The organism is Spirosoma endbachense (assembly GCF_010233585.1).
GTDB classification, from domain to species: domain Bacteria; phylum Bacteroidota; class Bacteroidia; order Cytophagales; family Spirosomataceae; genus Spirosoma; species Spirosoma endbachense.
The window spans coordinates 6,206,621-6,221,453 of record NZ_CP045997.1 but is presented as its reverse complement, the minus strand read 5'-3'; the positions used below and the strand labels follow the sequence as shown (position 1 = coordinate 6,221,453).

General features: G+C 46.0%; 16 protein-coding genes and 4 tRNA genes. 17 read left to right on the top strand and 3 right to left on the bottom strand.

Annotated elements, in window-relative coordinates; all coding sequences use genetic code 11:
• Window positions 1-85: 85 nt before the first annotated feature.
• Window positions 86-1,279 carry a PSP1 domain-containing protein gene (locus GJR95_RS25320; RefSeq protein ID WP_232540859.1) on the top strand — a complete coding sequence of 398 codons (1,194 nt, stop codon included), beginning with the start codon at window positions 86-88 and terminating at the stop codon, window positions 1,277-1,279.
• Between the two features lie 70 nt (window positions 1,280-1,349).
• On the opposite strand, the gene GJR95_RS25315 is transcribed toward GJR95_RS25320, so the two are convergent.
• On the bottom strand, window positions 1,350-3,125 hold the full coding sequence (locus tag GJR95_RS25315) for a M56 family metallopeptidase (protein WP_162388516.1): 1,776 nt from the start codon (window positions 3,123-3,125) through the stop codon (window positions 1,350-1,352).
• A 4-nt stretch (window positions 3,126-3,129) separates the two neighbouring features.
• Window positions 3,130-3,492, bottom strand: a complete 363-nt coding sequence (locus tag GJR95_RS25310; RefSeq protein WP_162388515.1) for a BlaI/MecI/CopY family transcriptional regulator — start codon at window positions 3,490-3,492, stop codon at window positions 3,130-3,132.
• 108 nt (window positions 3,493-3,600) lie between these two features.
• Between GJR95_RS25310 and GJR95_RS25305 the strand changes: the two genes are divergently transcribed.
• A complete protein-coding gene (locus tag GJR95_RS25305; protein WP_162388514.1) occupies window positions 3,601-4,086 on the top strand; it encodes a gliding motility lipoprotein GldH in 486 nt (161 codons plus the stop codon).
• 18 nt (window positions 4,087-4,104) lie between these two features.
• Window positions 4,105-4,749, top strand: coding sequence for a phosphatase PAP2 family protein (locus GJR95_RS25300; RefSeq protein ID WP_162388513.1), 645 nt, complete (start codon window positions 4,105-4,107; stop codon window positions 4,747-4,749).
• Between the two features lie 97 nt (window positions 4,750-4,846).
• Here the strand turns inward: GJR95_RS25300 and GJR95_RS25295 are convergent, their stop codons facing one another.
• Window positions 4,847-5,356 (bottom strand): DUF4293 domain-containing protein, encoded by a 510-nt coding sequence (locus GJR95_RS25295; RefSeq protein WP_162388512.1) that lies wholly within the window; start codon window positions 5,354-5,356, stop codon window positions 4,847-4,849.
• A gap of 51 nt (window positions 5,357-5,407) precedes the next feature.
• Here GJR95_RS25295 and mnmD point away from each other — a divergent pair, with 51 nt between their 5' ends.
• The 14 genes from mnmD (at window position 5,408) to rplJ (ending at window position 14,749) form a co-directional block, all read left to right on the top strand.
• Entirely contained in the window at window positions 5,408-6,079 is a 672-nt protein-coding gene (gene mnmD / locus GJR95_RS25290; protein ID WP_162388511.1) for a tRNA (5-methylaminomethyl-2-thiouridine)(34)-methyltransferase MnmD, read from the top strand.
• A 90-nt stretch (window positions 6,080-6,169) separates the two neighbouring features.
• Window positions 6,170-6,757, top strand: coding sequence for a thioredoxin family protein (locus tag GJR95_RS25285; RefSeq protein ID WP_162388510.1), 588 nt, complete (start codon window positions 6,170-6,172; stop codon window positions 6,755-6,757).
• Window positions 6,758-7,044: 287 nt separating this feature from the next.
• A complete protein-coding gene (locus GJR95_RS25280) occupies window positions 7,045-9,135 on the top strand; it encodes a M13 family metallopeptidase (RefSeq protein WP_174260225.1) in 2,091 nt (696 codons plus the stop codon).
• Between the two features lie 143 nt (window positions 9,136-9,278).
• Window positions 9,279-9,827: a hypothetical protein gene (locus GJR95_RS25275; protein ID WP_162388509.1), complete on the top strand. Its 549-nt coding sequence runs from the start codon at window positions 9,279-9,281 to the stop codon at window positions 9,825-9,827.
• 285 nt (window positions 9,828-10,112) lie between these two features.
• A tRNA-Tyr gene (locus tag GJR95_RS25270) sits at window positions 10,113-10,195 on the top strand.
• 93 nt (window positions 10,196-10,288) lie between these two features.
• Window positions 10,289-10,361: transfer RNA gene (locus GJR95_RS25265), tRNA-Gly, on the top strand.
• Between the two features lie 88 nt (window positions 10,362-10,449).
• A tRNA-Thr gene (locus tag GJR95_RS25260) sits at window positions 10,450-10,521 on the top strand.
• Between the two features lie 156 nt (window positions 10,522-10,677).
• On the top strand, window positions 10,678-11,865 hold the full coding sequence (gene tuf, locus GJR95_RS25255; RefSeq protein ID WP_162388508.1) for an elongation factor Tu: 1,188 nt from the start codon (window positions 10,678-10,680) through the stop codon (window positions 11,863-11,865).
• A 109-nt stretch (window positions 11,866-11,974) separates the two neighbouring features.
• Window positions 11,975-12,048, top strand: a tRNA-Trp gene (locus GJR95_RS25250).
• Window positions 12,049-12,062: 14 nt separating this feature from the next.
• Window positions 12,063-12,254, top strand: a complete 192-nt coding sequence (secE, locus tag GJR95_RS25245; protein ID WP_162388507.1) for a preprotein translocase subunit SecE — start codon at window positions 12,063-12,065, stop codon at window positions 12,252-12,254.
• Window positions 12,255-12,332: 78 nt separating this feature from the next.
• Window positions 12,333-12,893, top strand: a complete 561-nt coding sequence (gene nusG / locus GJR95_RS25240) for a transcription termination/antitermination protein NusG (protein WP_162388506.1) — start codon at window positions 12,333-12,335, stop codon at window positions 12,891-12,893.
• Between the two features lie 151 nt (window positions 12,894-13,044).
• A complete protein-coding gene (rplK, locus tag GJR95_RS25235; RefSeq protein ID WP_162388505.1) occupies window positions 13,045-13,488 on the top strand; it encodes a 50S ribosomal protein L11 in 444 nt (147 codons plus the stop codon).
• A 25-nt stretch (window positions 13,489-13,513) separates the two neighbouring features.
• On the top strand, window positions 13,514-14,212 hold the full coding sequence (rplA, locus tag GJR95_RS25230; RefSeq protein WP_162388504.1) for a 50S ribosomal protein L1: 699 nt from the start codon (window positions 13,514-13,516) through the stop codon (window positions 14,210-14,212).
• A 3-nt stretch (window positions 14,213-14,215) separates the two neighbouring features.
• The gene (rplJ, locus tag GJR95_RS25225) at window positions 14,216-14,749 is read left to right on the top strand and encodes a 50S ribosomal protein L10 (protein ID WP_162388503.1); all 534 of its coding nucleotides are present in this window, start codon (window positions 14,216-14,218) and stop codon (window positions 14,747-14,749) included.
• Window positions 14,750-14,833 lie beyond the last annotated feature (84 nt).

Below are 14,833 nucleotides of genomic sequence, written 5' to 3'. Positions count from 1 at the left end.
GTAAAGGTATAAAGTTGTGTGAACCCTTATCTGTTGTAGTCAACTTTGTGCCTTTGCCACGTTACAACTCGATAACTATATAGATATGAGTTGTAAATCCTGTGCAACTGGCGGTTGCGGAACCCAGCGAGGAGCATCCGATGGTCAGAAAACGGCCACAACGGGATGCGGTAGCGGAGGATGTAGTACCGGAGGATGCAATAAGCTAAATTCGTTTGACTGGCTCAGCGATATCGCAATGCCAGGTCTGAAATATGATGTTGTTGAGGTGAAGTTTAAAGGTGGTAGAAAAGAATACTACCGGAACGTTCATCAGCTCGATCTAACAACGGGCGACTATGTGGTAGTGGAAATGCAGTCTGGTTTTCATATTGGAGCTGTTTCACTACAAGGCGAATTGGTGCGGATACAGGTCAAGAAACGAGGAGTTAAAATAAATGATGATACGAAAGTCATTCATCGAATTGCAACGCCTAAAGACCTCGAACGGCATGATCAGTCTATTCTGCGGGACTTACCGGCTCTTTATCGTTCACGGGAAATTATTCGCGAACTGAAACTGAACATGAAACTGTCTGACGTTGAGTTTCAGTCGGACAATACAAAGGCAACCTTTTATTACTCATCCGAAGAACGCGTTGATTTTCGGGAGCTGATCAAGATGCTGGCCAGTGAATTCAAGGCCCGCATTGAAATGCGCCAGATCAGCCTTCGGCAGGAAGCTGGTCGATTGGGTGGTATTGGTTCATGCGGTCGCGAACTATGTTGTTCGACCTGGCTTACCGATTTCAAAAACATTGCAACCTCTGCTGCCCGCTATCAGAATCTGTCGTTGAATCCGGCAAAACTCTCGGGCCAGTGTGGCCGGCTAAAATGCTGTCTGAACTACGAGTTAGACACATATATGGACGCTCTGCGTGACATTCCGACCATTGAAAAACCGCTCGAAACCCAGAAAGGACGGGCTTATTTGCAGAAAACGGATATTTTCCGAAAACTAATGTGGTTCGGTTACGGAACCGAAAGCACCTGGTATCCACTGCCAATCGAGCGTGTGCTGGAAATTGCCGAATTAAATAAAAAAGGTGTGGTTCCGGAGTCGTTCGATGTGTTGACGCCAATAGGAGAGAAAGAATCACCTACGGCGGCTGCGCTGAATAGTGATCTCCAGAAACTGGACGCGAAGTACGCAACGCGAAGTGCTAAAAAGAAAAAGAAGAAGTCGAAAGGAGCCGGGGATAAAGTTTTAAAACCCGTACCCAACGGCAAAGCTCAGTAATACAAACCCCGGTCATAAAGACTGGGGTTTATTTTTTGTCAGTAGACCAGTCAACACGAGTGCCCTAACTTCAGAAATCACCCGTATAGAAAGGGCTGAATACATAATAGCTGCTATCGCGCCTGGCGCGCTTAGGTGTCGTTTGAATATAGAGTATAAAACGAGCCTGTCGATTTGGCCCGTCGGTCCATTCCTCAAAGGAGCGTTCGCGGGCATAGAGCCGGTCAACTTCGCGTACGTGTACACTTTCAATCTCTTTAGGGCGAACCGATATCCCGTTTATATAAGCTTCAATATCCGTTTTGTATTCGTCGTAGAGGGTTAAATGATCATCCTTCGTCCGTTTTACAAAAGCTAGTTTATTGCTGAAAAAGGTTGCTTCCAGCAACTTATTCATCGAAAATGTATTCGATACACCCAACGGATTATCGGATACAGCAGCAGCTTCCAGAAATTGCTTCCATTTTTCTCGTATCGGATCGTTAGCTATGGTTTTGTGCGTCGTACTGATAAAGATCCGGTAAGTCTCCGGAAATTTGTTCACCCCCTGAACATCGTCCCATTTTCGATAAATTAACAAATCATTTACTTCATCGAATGTTAAGGCCGATAATGATTGAGCTGAAGCCTCCTGTCCATTAATAAATACCTTAACCTGCTCGCCATTTTGAGTTTTGAGCGCCAGGTGGTTATTACGGAGACACAAAGCCTCTGGATAATTTATCAGGAGCCTGCTGAGTCTTGGGCGTCTGTTAAGCGGTTTACTGACTTCATCAGCTAGCAGAGATGACTGCCGGAACCAGGGCATATCAGGTTTGTGGAGTTCAGCAGCAGCTATTCGTGTAGCATTCGTTAATGGGAAAGGAGCCCTTGGTTTCGTACTAAGCGAATCATCTTCGGGTTGAATATGTCGGCAGGCAAGAGCCATACTGGCCAGGAGTGCTCCCCAGATCATATAACGCCCCCAGAAGTTCACCGGGTAAGATCGTTCACGATTGATCATCGCAATTCGCTGACGCAACGTTGGACCACTGAACTGATTGGTGAATACCGATCGCCCTGCCGATAAACCTACCTTGACTAGATTGTACTGATACGCGCGTACATCGACACCTTCTGCCAAAACAGCCTGATCAGCGCCGAATTCGAGCGTTTGATGCAGTAAATGCCGAAATAAATAAGCGGCTGGATTAAACCAGAAAACAATACAGATCAATTCGGCTCCAATCATATCCAGGCTATGCCAGGAGCGAACATGGACGCGTTCATGCCTCAGAATCTGGTCCAGTTCGTCGGATGAATGATGCGCAGGGGTAAGAACTACCCAACGAAAAAACGAAAATGGTGAAGACGTATTCTCATGCAGCACGAGCGTAAACCCATCATATGGGTCATGCGCTGACCGATTGATTACCCGGACAAGCGACGCCAGGCGAAGCCCAAACCGAATGAGAAAAAAGAGAGCCCCCAATATGTAAAGAGCGATCAGACTTGTTTGCCAAAACCTAACCGACTGGCTTTGTTGTGCCAGCAAGGCAGCCTGGGTATCCATCTGATAAGTCTGGCCGTTAGGAAAGGTAATCGTTACCTCTGGCGGTCTGATGTGTGAATTCGGGAATACTTTCGGGACGATAACCTGCGCCGTACGTTGCATCACTTTTCGAACGGGCCGTGGTCGCCAATCGGGTACTTCCAGCAGAGGAAGGATCAGAGCCGCGGCCAATCCTAACCAGAGGGCAATCCGATTGGCTCCAAAGAATGTTTCGCGTCGGAGTAAAACAAAGTAGGCTATACTCACAACGCCCAACAAACCATTAGCCAGTAGTACGTAGCGCAGGAGTTCCATACCGCTATTTTTTTTGTTCGATCATGGCCAGAATTTCCCGCAGTTCATCGGCAGAAATCTTCTCATTCTTTGCGAAGTAACTGACCAGGTTTTTGTAGGAATTATCAAAATAATCATCGACCACTTTCTTGAGTACGAATCGGTTCTGATACGTTTCCTTGCTTATGATCGGATAATACTCATGTGTATTCCCATAAGCCCGGTGCCCAACATATCCTTTTTCTTCGAGGTTACGAACAATGGTCGAAACGGTGTTATAATGCAGAGGAGGGTTGGTAAACTGCGGAACCATATCTTTTACATAGCCCTGTTCCATTTTCCAGAGCACCTGCATGACTTCTTCTTCTTTAGCGGTTAACTTTTCCATGTAACAAACTTATAACTATTTTTATCGTTTACAAGCCCTCGCTATCGTTTTTTGTGATTTGAAAAGCCAGTAAGCCCGTCGTAGCTTTGTAGCGTATTTAGGCATGGTATGAAACAACTGGGTTTATTGGTATTCACCGCTTTGCTGGTGTTAGGGTGTGATATGAACGCAGGAAATGCGGTGTATAAAGAATATACAGATATTGAAGATGGTAAGTGGTACATTAAAAACGCACCGACTTTTACCTTTACGATAGAGGATGCCTCCATACCGTATAATATCTATTATAACCTGCGAAATAGCCTTTCCTATGGCTACTATAACCTTTATCTGACCCGTTATTTACGCGATTCCAGCGGTAAAGAAATCGAATCCAGGCTCGACGAATTGCTTCTGATGGACCCCAAGACTGGAAAACCAAACGGTGACGGCCTCGGTGATCTCTTCGACCATAAGTTCCTGATGAAGCGCGACTACCGGTTTCCTAAACCCGGTAAGTACACCATTCAGCTTAAACAATACATGCGGCAAGATCCGTTACTCAATATTCAGAGTGTAGGCATTACGGTTGAAAAAGCGACGCCTGCCAACTAATTCACAAATTGGCTTCTAATGGTAGTTGATTTCCTGCGAAAAAATCGATTTTTCTTCCTGCCTTACGGATTAGCCCTGGTCATTCTGGGAGTTCTGCAGTTGATCTATACACAAGCCCAATTGATGCAATGGGTTAATGTTCGGAATAATCCGGTTGCCGATGTGTTTTTTACCTATGCTACCTACATGGGCGATGGCGCCTTTTTCGTCGTGGCCTGCCTAATTGTCCTGATCTATAATAGGCGCGTAGGTTTTGTGGCTTTTGCCAGTTTTGCCCTGTCTTCCCTGCTTTCGCTGTTCTTAAAAACGATTGTCTTTCCCAATTCACCCCGGCCCTTAAAGTTTTTTGAGCACTCGACTTTTGAGTATCATATCATAAAAGGGCTTGATATACACAGCTATAATAGTTTTCCATCAGGACATACAACCTCCGCTTTTGCCCTGTTTGGCTTATTAGCCTTTCTTGATGCAAGCAAAAAGCGAGGCTATTTATTTGTGCTGTTAGGCTTTTTAACGGGCTACTCAAGGGTCTATTTATTCCAGCATTTTGTGGAAGATGTGTATGTCGGCTCACTGGTTGGGACACTATCTTCGGTGATCATCTATTTGTTTTTATATCGATGGATGAAAGGTCGAGAATCTAGAGAGGAAGCTATTTCCTGAGGTTTTCAGGTCACTAAAAATGAACAAGCCATAACACGACTGTTTTCAACAACATCGGTGTTATGGCTTGTTAACGCATGATTTACACTGAACTGGGCTATCGTAGCCGGTCCGAATCCCGCACCATTTTTTCGTCCCGACGAATGAATCGGTTCGCTAGTGCGTTGAAAACCAGGGCAGCAATAATGGCATAAAAGCCTGTCAGAAAATTGCCCTGATCGGCCGGATTGCCGTACTCTTTACCTGCATAGAGCGCCCGGTAAAGTACAATACCCATGATCGCTGTCAACATCAGGGCGTTTACCGCGCAAAGGGCCGTTTGGGTAAGGCGGTTGCGGTACTGAAAAATGGCATACAGCGCAGACAGCGCTACCAATCCCAGCAGAAGGCCCAGGTACCAGACTGACGTGACAACAGTAGTGGGAGCTACTTGTGCCGGAATACCCGCCTGTTCGGAAGCACGTTGTTGTTGACTGAATTCTAAAGCTGTAAGACGTGCCATTTCGGGGGCTTGCAATCCTGCTTTTTCCCAAAGCGGATTAGCTAAAGCGACCCCCATTGCAACGGCGATAAGAAACAAAAATATCGTTTGAATGCGTTGGATCATTTGTGAAATAGATATTTGGGAGCGCAAAAATAGTTCAAAAATCGATAGTGTATGAAAGCAGATGTTCGGTTAGTGATTACTGCTGATGGTTCACACACCGCTATAAACCAGGTACTCGATAAAACATATCATTCTATCCACGGCGCTTATCAGGAGTCGCAGCGGGTTTACATTGAGCTAGGCTTGTACGCTGCGCTAAAAATGTTTCCCCATAGCCCTCTCCATATCTTTGAAATGGGATTCGGGACAGGGTTGAACGCCCTACTAACTGCCCGGGAGGCAGAAATACATCAACATCAGGTTTTTTACACCGCTATTGAGGCATATCCAATGCCAATAGAAGAGGTTCGGCAGTTAAATTATGATCAATTCCTGGGTACATCTTATTTGACGAAGCTACACGAATCGTCCTGGAACGAGCCCGTTGAGATCAATTCCTGTTTTAGTTTAACCAAACTAGAAAGCAATCTTCAGGATCTACAAACCGACGAACGTTTTCATTTGATTTATTATGATGCGTTTGCGCCTACAGCACAGCCTGAATTGTGGGAGACTGAAATCTTTCAGCAAATGGCAAACTTGTTGCTTCCTGGCGGTATGATGACCACATACTGTTCGAGGAGTTATGTACAGCGTAATATGCGAGCCGCCGGTTTAACCGTTGAAAAGCATCCCGGTCCAGCCCATAAACGCGATATTCTAAGGGCAATTAAGCCAATGTAACTCATCTGTATATTAAAAAATGGTCTAGTGCTAATTTTATTGAATCAGTGACGTTATTTTGAAAACAGTGCCTTTACATCCAACAAAGCTATGAATCGTCTGTTCCTTTTCTTTGCCGCTTTCGTGATGCTCACGATCAGCGCGTTTCGAACCACCTTGCCTATTGAACCAACGAATGGCCCTAAGGCTGAGGCAAAACACATAAAGTGGTTGACCATTCAGGAAGCCTACACGCTGACACAAAAAAAACCTAAAAAGTTTGTGGTCGATGTGTATACCGATTGGTGCGGCTGGTGTAAGGTTATGGATCGTGAAACCTTCTCTAAGCCTGCGATTGTAGACTATGTGAACGAGAATTTTTACGCCGTTCGTTTTAATGCAGAACAGACTCAGGACATAAAGCTTGGTAAAGAGACCTTCAAATATGTCAGTACAGGTGGCCGCGGAGTTCATGAACTGGCCGCGGCCCTATTACGAAACCAGATGAGCTATCCGACGACAGTTTTTCTGGATGAAAAATTCCAGCTTATTCAACCGATTGCGGGTTATCTGGAACCCCGTACATTTCATCAGATTATTACCTATTTCGGAAGAGATTATCATCAGAAAGAGCCCTTCGATCAATACAAGACGGGTACGTATGCCAAAGAATTCCAAACGGCACTGGCAGGCAAATAAATAAAAAGTCAGACAGGTAAAGGGAAGGGGGCCGACTGAACGAATCGATTCGTTCAGTCGGCCCCCTTCTGAATGTATACTCGTCAGAACGAACGCTATCCATTAACTAGAACAAACAGCATAGAGTCTGGAACTTTAAGAAAATGGATATGTCATTTACGAGTATTTTTGTTGTCTTCATTAACCCTAGGAGTTTCGTTTCGAGCCGTGCCACGGTTTGTTTACGCATCAGTAGTAACCGTGGCACGGCTCGAAACGAAACTCCTAAACCCAACCAGTGAGATTAGATGAATAAACAACTGATTTTTCTATCGGCGATGACCGTTGCTGTTAGCGTTAAGGCCACAGCTTCTACGGCATCCCGGTTTTACCTGAACAAACCTTCTTATACGATTGAAGGAAGTAAGGTGCCGCGGCCGGGTGTACCACCCCGTAAATTCATCGATCCGCAAAATATGGATCTGTCCGTCAAGCCCGGCGATAATTTCTATCAGTATGCAAACGGAAACTGGATTCGGACGAACCCCATACCTGCTTCTAAAACCTCGTGGGGAAGTTTTAATGAATTACGCGAGAAGAGTCTTGACGCTATGAAGTCGCTGCTCGAGGATGCGACCAAAACCACAACCAGAGGCCGGCTTTATCAAATGGTAGGCGATTATTATACCAGTGGTATGGATAGTGTAACGCTCGAAAAACGCGGCTTTGATCCGATCAAGTCCGACCTGGCCCGCATTGATAAAGTCAACAATAAAGCATTGTTTCTCGATGAACTGGCCTATCAGCGGACGCAGGGCAATGGTATGTTATTTGGCTTTGGTGTAACGCCAGACCGAAAAAACGTAAATAAGTATTTGCCTCAACTTGCTCAGGGAGGTACTACACTACCAGATCGCGATTACTATCTGAAAAATGATGCCCGGAGCCAAAAGATCCGTGATGCGTATCATGATAACCTGGTCAGTATGTTTGCATTGATTGGTGAAGAGCCAACCCAGGCGTCACAGGATGCCGATGTGATCATGCGTATGGAAACGGCAATAGCCAAAGCACAAATGCCGCGTGTTGAGATGCGTGACCCGTATAAAACGTATAATAAATTGGCAGTGGCTGCTTTTAGTCAGAAAACGCCCGGCATTAGCTGGGCCGATCAACTGATCAAATACGGTGCCAAAGGTCAGGATACGGTACTCGTGCAGAGTCCTGCCTTTTTTCATTCACTCGATAGCTTGCTAACGGCAACCCCAATCGAAGACCTGCGGACATACATGCGCTGGAATATTTTGAAGAATGCGGCCCCCTATCTGAGCGATGCTTTTGTTCAGCAGAATTTTGCCTTTACGAAGGTATTGACTGGTCAGAAAGAGCAGACACCACGCTGGCAGCGTGTAAGCAGCCTGATTGATGGTACACTCAGCGACCTCCTTGGGCAACTTTATGTGCAAAGCTATTTTAAGCCTGAAGCCAAACAGCGAATGCTGGCTCTGGTCGATAATCTTGAAGCTTCCTACAAAGACCATATCAAAAATCTGGACTGGATGAGCGAAGACACCAAAAAGAAGGCACTTGTAAAATTGCTGGCGTTTAAGCGAAAAATTGGTTATCCCGACAAGTGGAAGGTATACGAGGGCGTTGTCATCAGCCGGAATGATTTCTATGGCAACGTAAAAGCAGCTAATAAATGGCAGTATAATCACGTACTTGGCCGATTGGGCAAACCGGTTGATCGGACGGAATGGGGTATGACGCCACCAACCGTAAACGCACAATACAGCCCGGTCAATAACGATATTTCGTTTCCTGCCGCTATTCTGCAATTTCCATTCTTTGATTTCGATGCCGACGATGCCGTTAATTATGGCGGCATCGGTGCTGTTATCGGCCATGAAATGACACATGGCTTCGACGACTCTGGCAGGCAATATGACGCTGATGGAACCTTACGCGATTGGTGGAGTAAAGACGATGCTACGAAATTTAAAGAACGTGCCGACAAAGTACGGGATCAGTTTTTCGGCTTTAAAGTGCTGGATTCTATCAAAGTAAACGGACAACTTACATTGGGCGAAAACCTGGCCGATCTGGGCGGACTGGCTATTGCCTACGATGCCTTCAAGAAAACGCCACAGGGTAAGTCAAAAACCAAGATAGATGGCTTTACGCCCGATCAGCGGTTCTTCCTGTCATGGGCACAGGTGTGGCGTAGCAACCAATTGCCTGAATCGACAGCGCAACGAATTATGACTGACCCGCATGCACCTGACGTTTATCGGGTCAATGGGCCGCTATCGAATATTGATGCCTGGTATCAGGCGTTTGCTATTCAACCTGGCGATACCATGTATAAGCCAAAAGAACAGCGGATTAAGGTTTGGTAGAACAAGCCATTCAGTAATAAATAAGAGGGTAATTGATGGAAATAAGTAGCTGCCGGGATAATCTGGGCTTATAGTACACCAATTACCTTTTTATCTTTCCGACTGAATTTAGTACGATACCCTTAACCGCTCGCTTTACACGTATGAATGCGTCCCGACTTATAATAGTAGGCTTGTTAGCTATCAGTCTCTCATGCCAGACAAAACCAAAACAGGAGGCTACAACTGCCTCCGATACTGCCACTGAGCAACCCGACAGTGCAGCAAATTTGGCGAAACGACCCGGCCCTGATTCTCCCCGAACCGCTGCTGACCGATTGATCAGAGCGCTTTATTTTGAACATAATGCGAAAGAAAACCCATTCCGTGAAAAGAAAAACAGAACGCTGATCGATCAGTTTTTTGCTAAATCGACGGCCGATCTTATCTGGAATGACGCACAGAAAGCATCGGGCAAAGTAAATAGAACGAAAACCAACCTGCTTTTTAACGCTCCCGATGCAGCCGTTAAGAAAACCTGGGTCGAACCGGCAGCCATCGGTGGAAAAAGAGCAATCGTATATGTGACATTTCAGGATAACGGTAAGCCACAAGAAGTTAAGGTCGACATGAATCAGGTGGACGGGGGGCGGTGGCGCATCACAGAGATGTTCTATCCGGATGGTAAGCAACTGACGCAATTGCTGAAATAAACGTAAAGCCGTGGAATTGTGTTATCGATAGCAAATAGATTCGTCCAGTCAGGAATAAAGGAGACGCTAATAGACGAACGAACAATTTATCTTCTGCGCTGAATACCAGGTTGTATGGCTCAGTGTAGACAAAATAAATGCAGGGTTTGTGACGCTTAAAAAATAATTCAGTTCTATTTTCTCTAAATTATTTTTAAGTCATTTGTTGACAACACGATAAAAGCGTGTAATTTTGCAACTCCAAACCCGAAAGGGGGGCGGAAATTGTTCTTTACGAGTGTTTTTGGGGAGTTTCCAGAGTGGCCAAATGGATCAGACTGTAAATCTGCTGGCGTACGCCTTCGGAGGTTCGAATCCTCCACTCCCCACTAAAGGAAGTTATAAAGTTTATCTGGTCATAAAGTTCTGGAGTTGAAAGACTCAAAGACTTTAAGGCTCTCCAACTTTGTAACTTCTTTTTTGCGGAAGTAGCTCAATTGGTAGAGCGATAGCCTTCCAAGCTATAGGTTGCGGGTTCGAGACCCGTCTTCCGCTCTATTAATGAATCGTGTAGAATGAAAAATGTATCGTGCTGTAGTTTCTGCAACCTCATTTTCATTCTACATTACCCATTAGTAAGTAAGCCGTTATAGCTCAGCGGTAGAGCACTTCCTTGGTAAGGAAGAGGTCCGGGGTTCAAGTCCCCGTAACGGCTCAAGACTTCTTTAGTGAAGTCTTATTGACGGGGCCGCCCGTGCGGTTTCAAGCCAAAACGGTGTCAGACCTCAATGGGTAGATATCGTCTGGCCTTATTTACGTTCAGCGAGTTCACCCAATAACAAACAACAGTTCATAATAGCGTTTTAAAAACATGGCAAAAGAGAATTTTGACCGCTCGAAACCGCACGTAAACATCGGTACGATTGGTCACGTTGACCACGGTAAAACGACGCTGACGGCTGCCATTACGAAAGTGCTGGCCGGAAAGGGTCTGGCCGCAATTCGGGACTTCTCCTCGATTGACAACGCTCCGGAAGAAAAAGAGCGTGGTATCACCATCAATACATCGCACGTTGAGTATTCAACCGCAAACCGTCACTATGCGCACGTTGACTGCCCAGGCCACGCTGACTATGTGAAGAACATGGTTACGGGTGCTGCCCAAATGGACGGTGCTATCTTGGTAGTAGCTGCAACGGATGGTCCAATGCCCCAAACGCGTGAGCACATTCTGCTCGCTCGTCAGGTTGGCGTACCTCAGCTTGTTGTCTTCATGAACAAAGTGGACATGGTAGACGATCCAGAGTTGCTCGAACTCGTAGAAATGGAAATCCGCGAACTGTTGAGCTTCTACAACTTTGACGGTGACAACATCCCAGTTATTCAAGGTTCGGCTCTTGGTGGCCTGAACGGCGATGCTAAATGGGTCGCTACCATCGAAGATTTGATGCAGAATGTGGATGATTTCATCCCCCTGCCTCCTCGTATGACCGAATTGCCATTCCTGATGCCGGTTGAGGATGTGTTCTCGATCACGGGTCGTGGTACGGTGGCTACAGGTCGTATCGAACGGGGAATTATCAACTCGGGCGAACAGGTTGAAATCCTGGGTATGGGTGCTGAAAACCTTAAATCAGTCGTAACTGGCGTTGAAATGTTCCGGAAAATTCTGGACCGTGGCGAAGCTGGTGACAACGTAGGTTTGCTGCTCCGTGGTATTGAGAAAACCGATATCCGTCGTGGTATGGTAATCTGTAAGCCAGGTTCGGTAACTCCCCACCTGAAGTTTAAGGCGGAGGTTTATGTACTCTCGAAAGAGGAAGGTGGCCGTCATACGCCGTTCTTCAACAAGTACCGTCCTCAGTTCTACTTCCGTACCACTGACGTAACTGGCGAAATTACATTGCCTGCCAACGTTGAGATGGTAATGCCAGGTGATAACATTACGATTGAAGTTAGTCTGATCAACAAAATCGCTATGGAAAAAGGTCTCCGTTTCGCTATCCGCGAAGGTGGTCGTACCGTAGGTGCTGGTCAGGTAACAGAAATCCTCGATTAAGTAAGTAATTCAAAACAAGTGCATTTCTTTACGGGGTGCACTTGTTTTTTGATATTATTTCGTACTTTTGCAGTCCGAATTCGGAAGCACGCCGGTTCGGTTTTTCAATACGGGTGTAGTTCAAGGGTAGAATAGCGGTCTCCAAAACCGTTGATGGGAGTTCGAATCTCTCCACCCGTGCCAATCCCTTACATACAATGGACAAGTTTATATCGTTTCTGAAAGCCTCTTGGGAGGAGGTTCAGCATAACGTGACTTGGCCTAAATTCGGCGATCTGCAATCCAGTTCAACGCTGGTATTGGTAGCATCGCTGATTTTTGCGCTATTGGTCGGGTTAATTGATTTAGTATTTGAGAACGGACTGAATGCATTTTATCAGTCATTCTAACGTATGATTTGGGATTGCTGATTTATGATTGACAGAAATCATACGTCAAAAAATCAACAATCATAAATCTTTACCAATATGAGCGGCATACAGTGGTACGTCATTCGGGCGGTATCAGGACAGGAGAAGAAGATCAAATCCTATCTCGATAACGAAATTATCCGGCAAAAGTTGGATGAAATCATCCCGCAGGTTCTTATTCCTTCGGAGAAGGTGTACGAAATGCGTAATGGCAAGAAACGGGTTCGTGAGAAATCGTTTTTTCCGGGCTATATCATGATTTCGGCCGATTTGGGTAATAACCGTGCGCTCGATCTGATCCTGAACATGCCAGGTGTTCTGGGATTTCTGGGAAATTCGCAGGCAGGTACAACGACTAAAGTTCCAGTTCCGTTACGGCAATCAGAAGTTAATCGTATGCTGGGCCGGATGGAGGAAGAAGCACAGGAAGTTGCAGCTCCAACTGTAGGTTACCTCAAAGGTGAAAATGTAAAAGTTGTTGATGGACCGTTTGGCGGTTTCATTGGCACCGTAGAAGAAGTATTCGACGACCGGAAGAAATTGAACGTCGTTGTAAAGATATTTGGCCGGAGTACTCCGGTAGAACTCAGTTACGCACAAGTAGAAAAAGAAAGCTAATCAAAAATTGGCTTTCAATTGGTCAGGCCTCCTATGCTTCCCTCAGAGGACAAATGACTAAAACAGCCTGGTTCATGGTGAATGGGTCTGATTTTATGAATGTGACTAATAAATCAGGCATCAGACTTCATAAATCACAACTTTTAATACGATGGCAAAAGAAGTAGGTGGCTATGTAAAGCTGCAAGTCAAAGGCGGGCAGGCTAACCCCTCACCTCCGATCGGTCCGGCGCTTGGTTCCAAAGGTTTAAATATCATGGAATTCTGCAAGCAGTTCAATGGCCGTACGCAGGATAAAGTAGGTATGGTATTGCCGGTTTTGATTACGTACTATAAGGATAAATCCTTTGATTTCGTCATCAAAACTCCGCCAGCACCAATTCTGCTGATGGAAGCGGCTAAACTGAAAAGTGGCTCTGCTCAACCAAACCGCAACAAAGTTGGCTCTGTATCATGGGATCAAATCCGGACAATCGCTGAAACGAAAATGCCCGATTTGAACGCTTTCACGGTAGAGTCTGCAATGAAGCAAGTGGCCGGAACGGCCCGCAGCATGGGAATTACGGTGACTGGCGCTGCGCCATTCGAGAACTAATAGACTTGCCCAGGCAAACACAGAAATGGCTAAGTTAACGAAAAAACAAAAGGAAGCTCAGTCGAAGTACGACGCTGCCAAAGAATACTCGCTGGAACAAGCAGCTTCTATTCTGAAGGAGATTTCGTACACTAAATTCGACGCTTCCGTGGATATTGATGTACGGTTAGGCGTTGATCCGCGTAAAGCCGACCAAATGGTACGTGGCGTAGCTACGTTGCCACATGGTACGGGTAAAACGGTTCGCGTTCTGGTGCTTTGCACCCCGGACAAGGAGAACGAAGCGAAAGAGGCAGGTGCCGATTACGTAGGGCTGGATGATTACATTCAGAAGATCGAACAAGGCTGGACGGACGTTGACGTGATTATCACGATGCCGAACGTAATGGCTAAAGTTGGTCGGCTGGGTAAAGTTCTGGGTCCACGTGGTCTGATGCCGAACCCGAAATCGGGTACGGTAACACCTGACGTAGCAAAGGCTGTTCGCGAGGTGAAAGCTGGTAAAATCGACTTTAAAGTTGACAAAACCGGTATTATTCACACCAGTATTGGTAAAGTGTCGTTTACGCCGGAAAAACTGGCCGAAAACGCTCAGGAAGTTATATCGACTCTGATGCGCCTGAAGCCTTCATCGGCGAAAGGTACATACGTGAAGACAATCTACCTGTCGAGCACAATGAGTCCGGGAGTAAATATTGATAAAGGCACAGTCGCCGGAATTTAAGCCATGAAGCGCGAGGAAAAAGGAGCGATTATTGAGGAATTAACTGACAAGTTTCAGCGCATTCCCTTCTTCTACATCACGGAAGCCAATGGCATGACGGTTGCTGAAACCAACAATCTCCGTCGGATGTGTTTTGAGCGGGGCATCGAGTACAAAGTGGTGAAGAATTCCTTCATCAAAAAAGCACTCGAAACCCTGGATACGGATTTTACGCCGTTCAACGAAACGGTGCTGCATGGCCAGTCAGCGGTGATGTTTCACCCTGAAAATGGTAAAGCACCGGCGCAGCTTATCAAGGAGTTCCGTAGAACAAATGATAAACTGCAACTGAAGGCTGCATCGATTGATTATAGCCTGTTTATTGGCGCTGACCAACTTGATACGCTCATCTCACTGAAGAGTAAGCAGGAACTGATCGGCGAAATTATCGGCCTGTTGCAATCACCTGCCAAAAATGTCATCTCGGCATTGCAGGGTGGTGGTAACAAACTGGCTGGTATCCTCAAAACGTTGTCGGAGCGCGAGGAAGCAGCTTAGCTGTAATGCGGGGTTCGTCATAATGACATAAGCCCGCATCTTTCGACACTAAAAAGCGGGCTTCGCCCCGCGCTATTAACAAAT

Coding starts and splice junctions, on each gene's coding strand:
- tuf (WP_162388508.1), top strand. CDS start 10,678: ATGGCAAAAGAGAATTTTGACCGCTCGAAACCGCACGTAAACATCGGT.
- GJR95_RS25285 (WP_162388510.1), top strand. CDS start 6,170: ATGAATCGTCTGTTCCTTTTCTTTGCCGCTTTCGTGATGCTCACGATC.
- nusG (WP_162388506.1), top strand. CDS start 12,333: ATGAGCGGCATACAGTGGTACGTCATTCGGGCGGTATCAGGACAGGAG.
- GJR95_RS25320 (WP_232540859.1), top strand. CDS start 86: ATGAGTTGTAAATCCTGTGCAACTGGCGGTTGCGGAACCCAGCGAGGA.
- rplJ (WP_162388503.1), top strand. CDS start 14,216: ATGAAGCGCGAGGAAAAAGGAGCGATTATTGAGGAATTAACTGACAAG.
- secE (WP_162388507.1), top strand. CDS start 12,063: ATGGACAAGTTTATATCGTTTCTGAAAGCCTCTTGGGAGGAGGTTCAG.
- GJR95_RS25300 (WP_162388513.1), top strand. CDS start 4,105: ATGGTAGTTGATTTCCTGCGAAAAAATCGATTTTTCTTCCTGCCTTAC.
- GJR95_RS25295 (WP_162388512.1), bottom strand. CDS start 5,356: ATGATCCAACGCATTCAAACGATATTTTTGTTTCTTATCGCCGTTGCA.
- GJR95_RS25310 (WP_162388515.1), bottom strand. CDS start 3,492: ATGGAAAAGTTAACCGCTAAAGAAGAAGAAGTCATGCAGGTGCTCTGG.
- GJR95_RS25275 (WP_162388509.1), top strand. CDS start 9,279: ATGAATGCGTCCCGACTTATAATAGTAGGCTTGTTAGCTATCAGTCTC.
- rplA (WP_162388504.1), top strand. CDS start 13,514: ATGGCTAAGTTAACGAAAAAACAAAAGGAAGCTCAGTCGAAGTACGAC.
- GJR95_RS25280 (WP_174260225.1), top strand. CDS start 7,045: ATGAATAAACAACTGATTTTTCTATCGGCGATGACCGTTGCTGTTAGC.
- rplK (WP_162388505.1), top strand. CDS start 13,045: ATGGCAAAAGAAGTAGGTGGCTATGTAAAGCTGCAAGTCAAAGGCGGG.
- mnmD (WP_162388511.1), top strand. CDS start 5,408: ATGAAAGCAGATGTTCGGTTAGTGATTACTGCTGATGGTTCACACACC.
- GJR95_RS25305 (WP_162388514.1), top strand. CDS start 3,601: ATGAAACAACTGGGTTTATTGGTATTCACCGCTTTGCTGGTGTTAGGG.
- GJR95_RS25315 (WP_162388516.1), bottom strand. CDS start 3,125: ATGGAACTCCTGCGCTACGTACTACTGGCTAATGGTTTGTTGGGCGTT.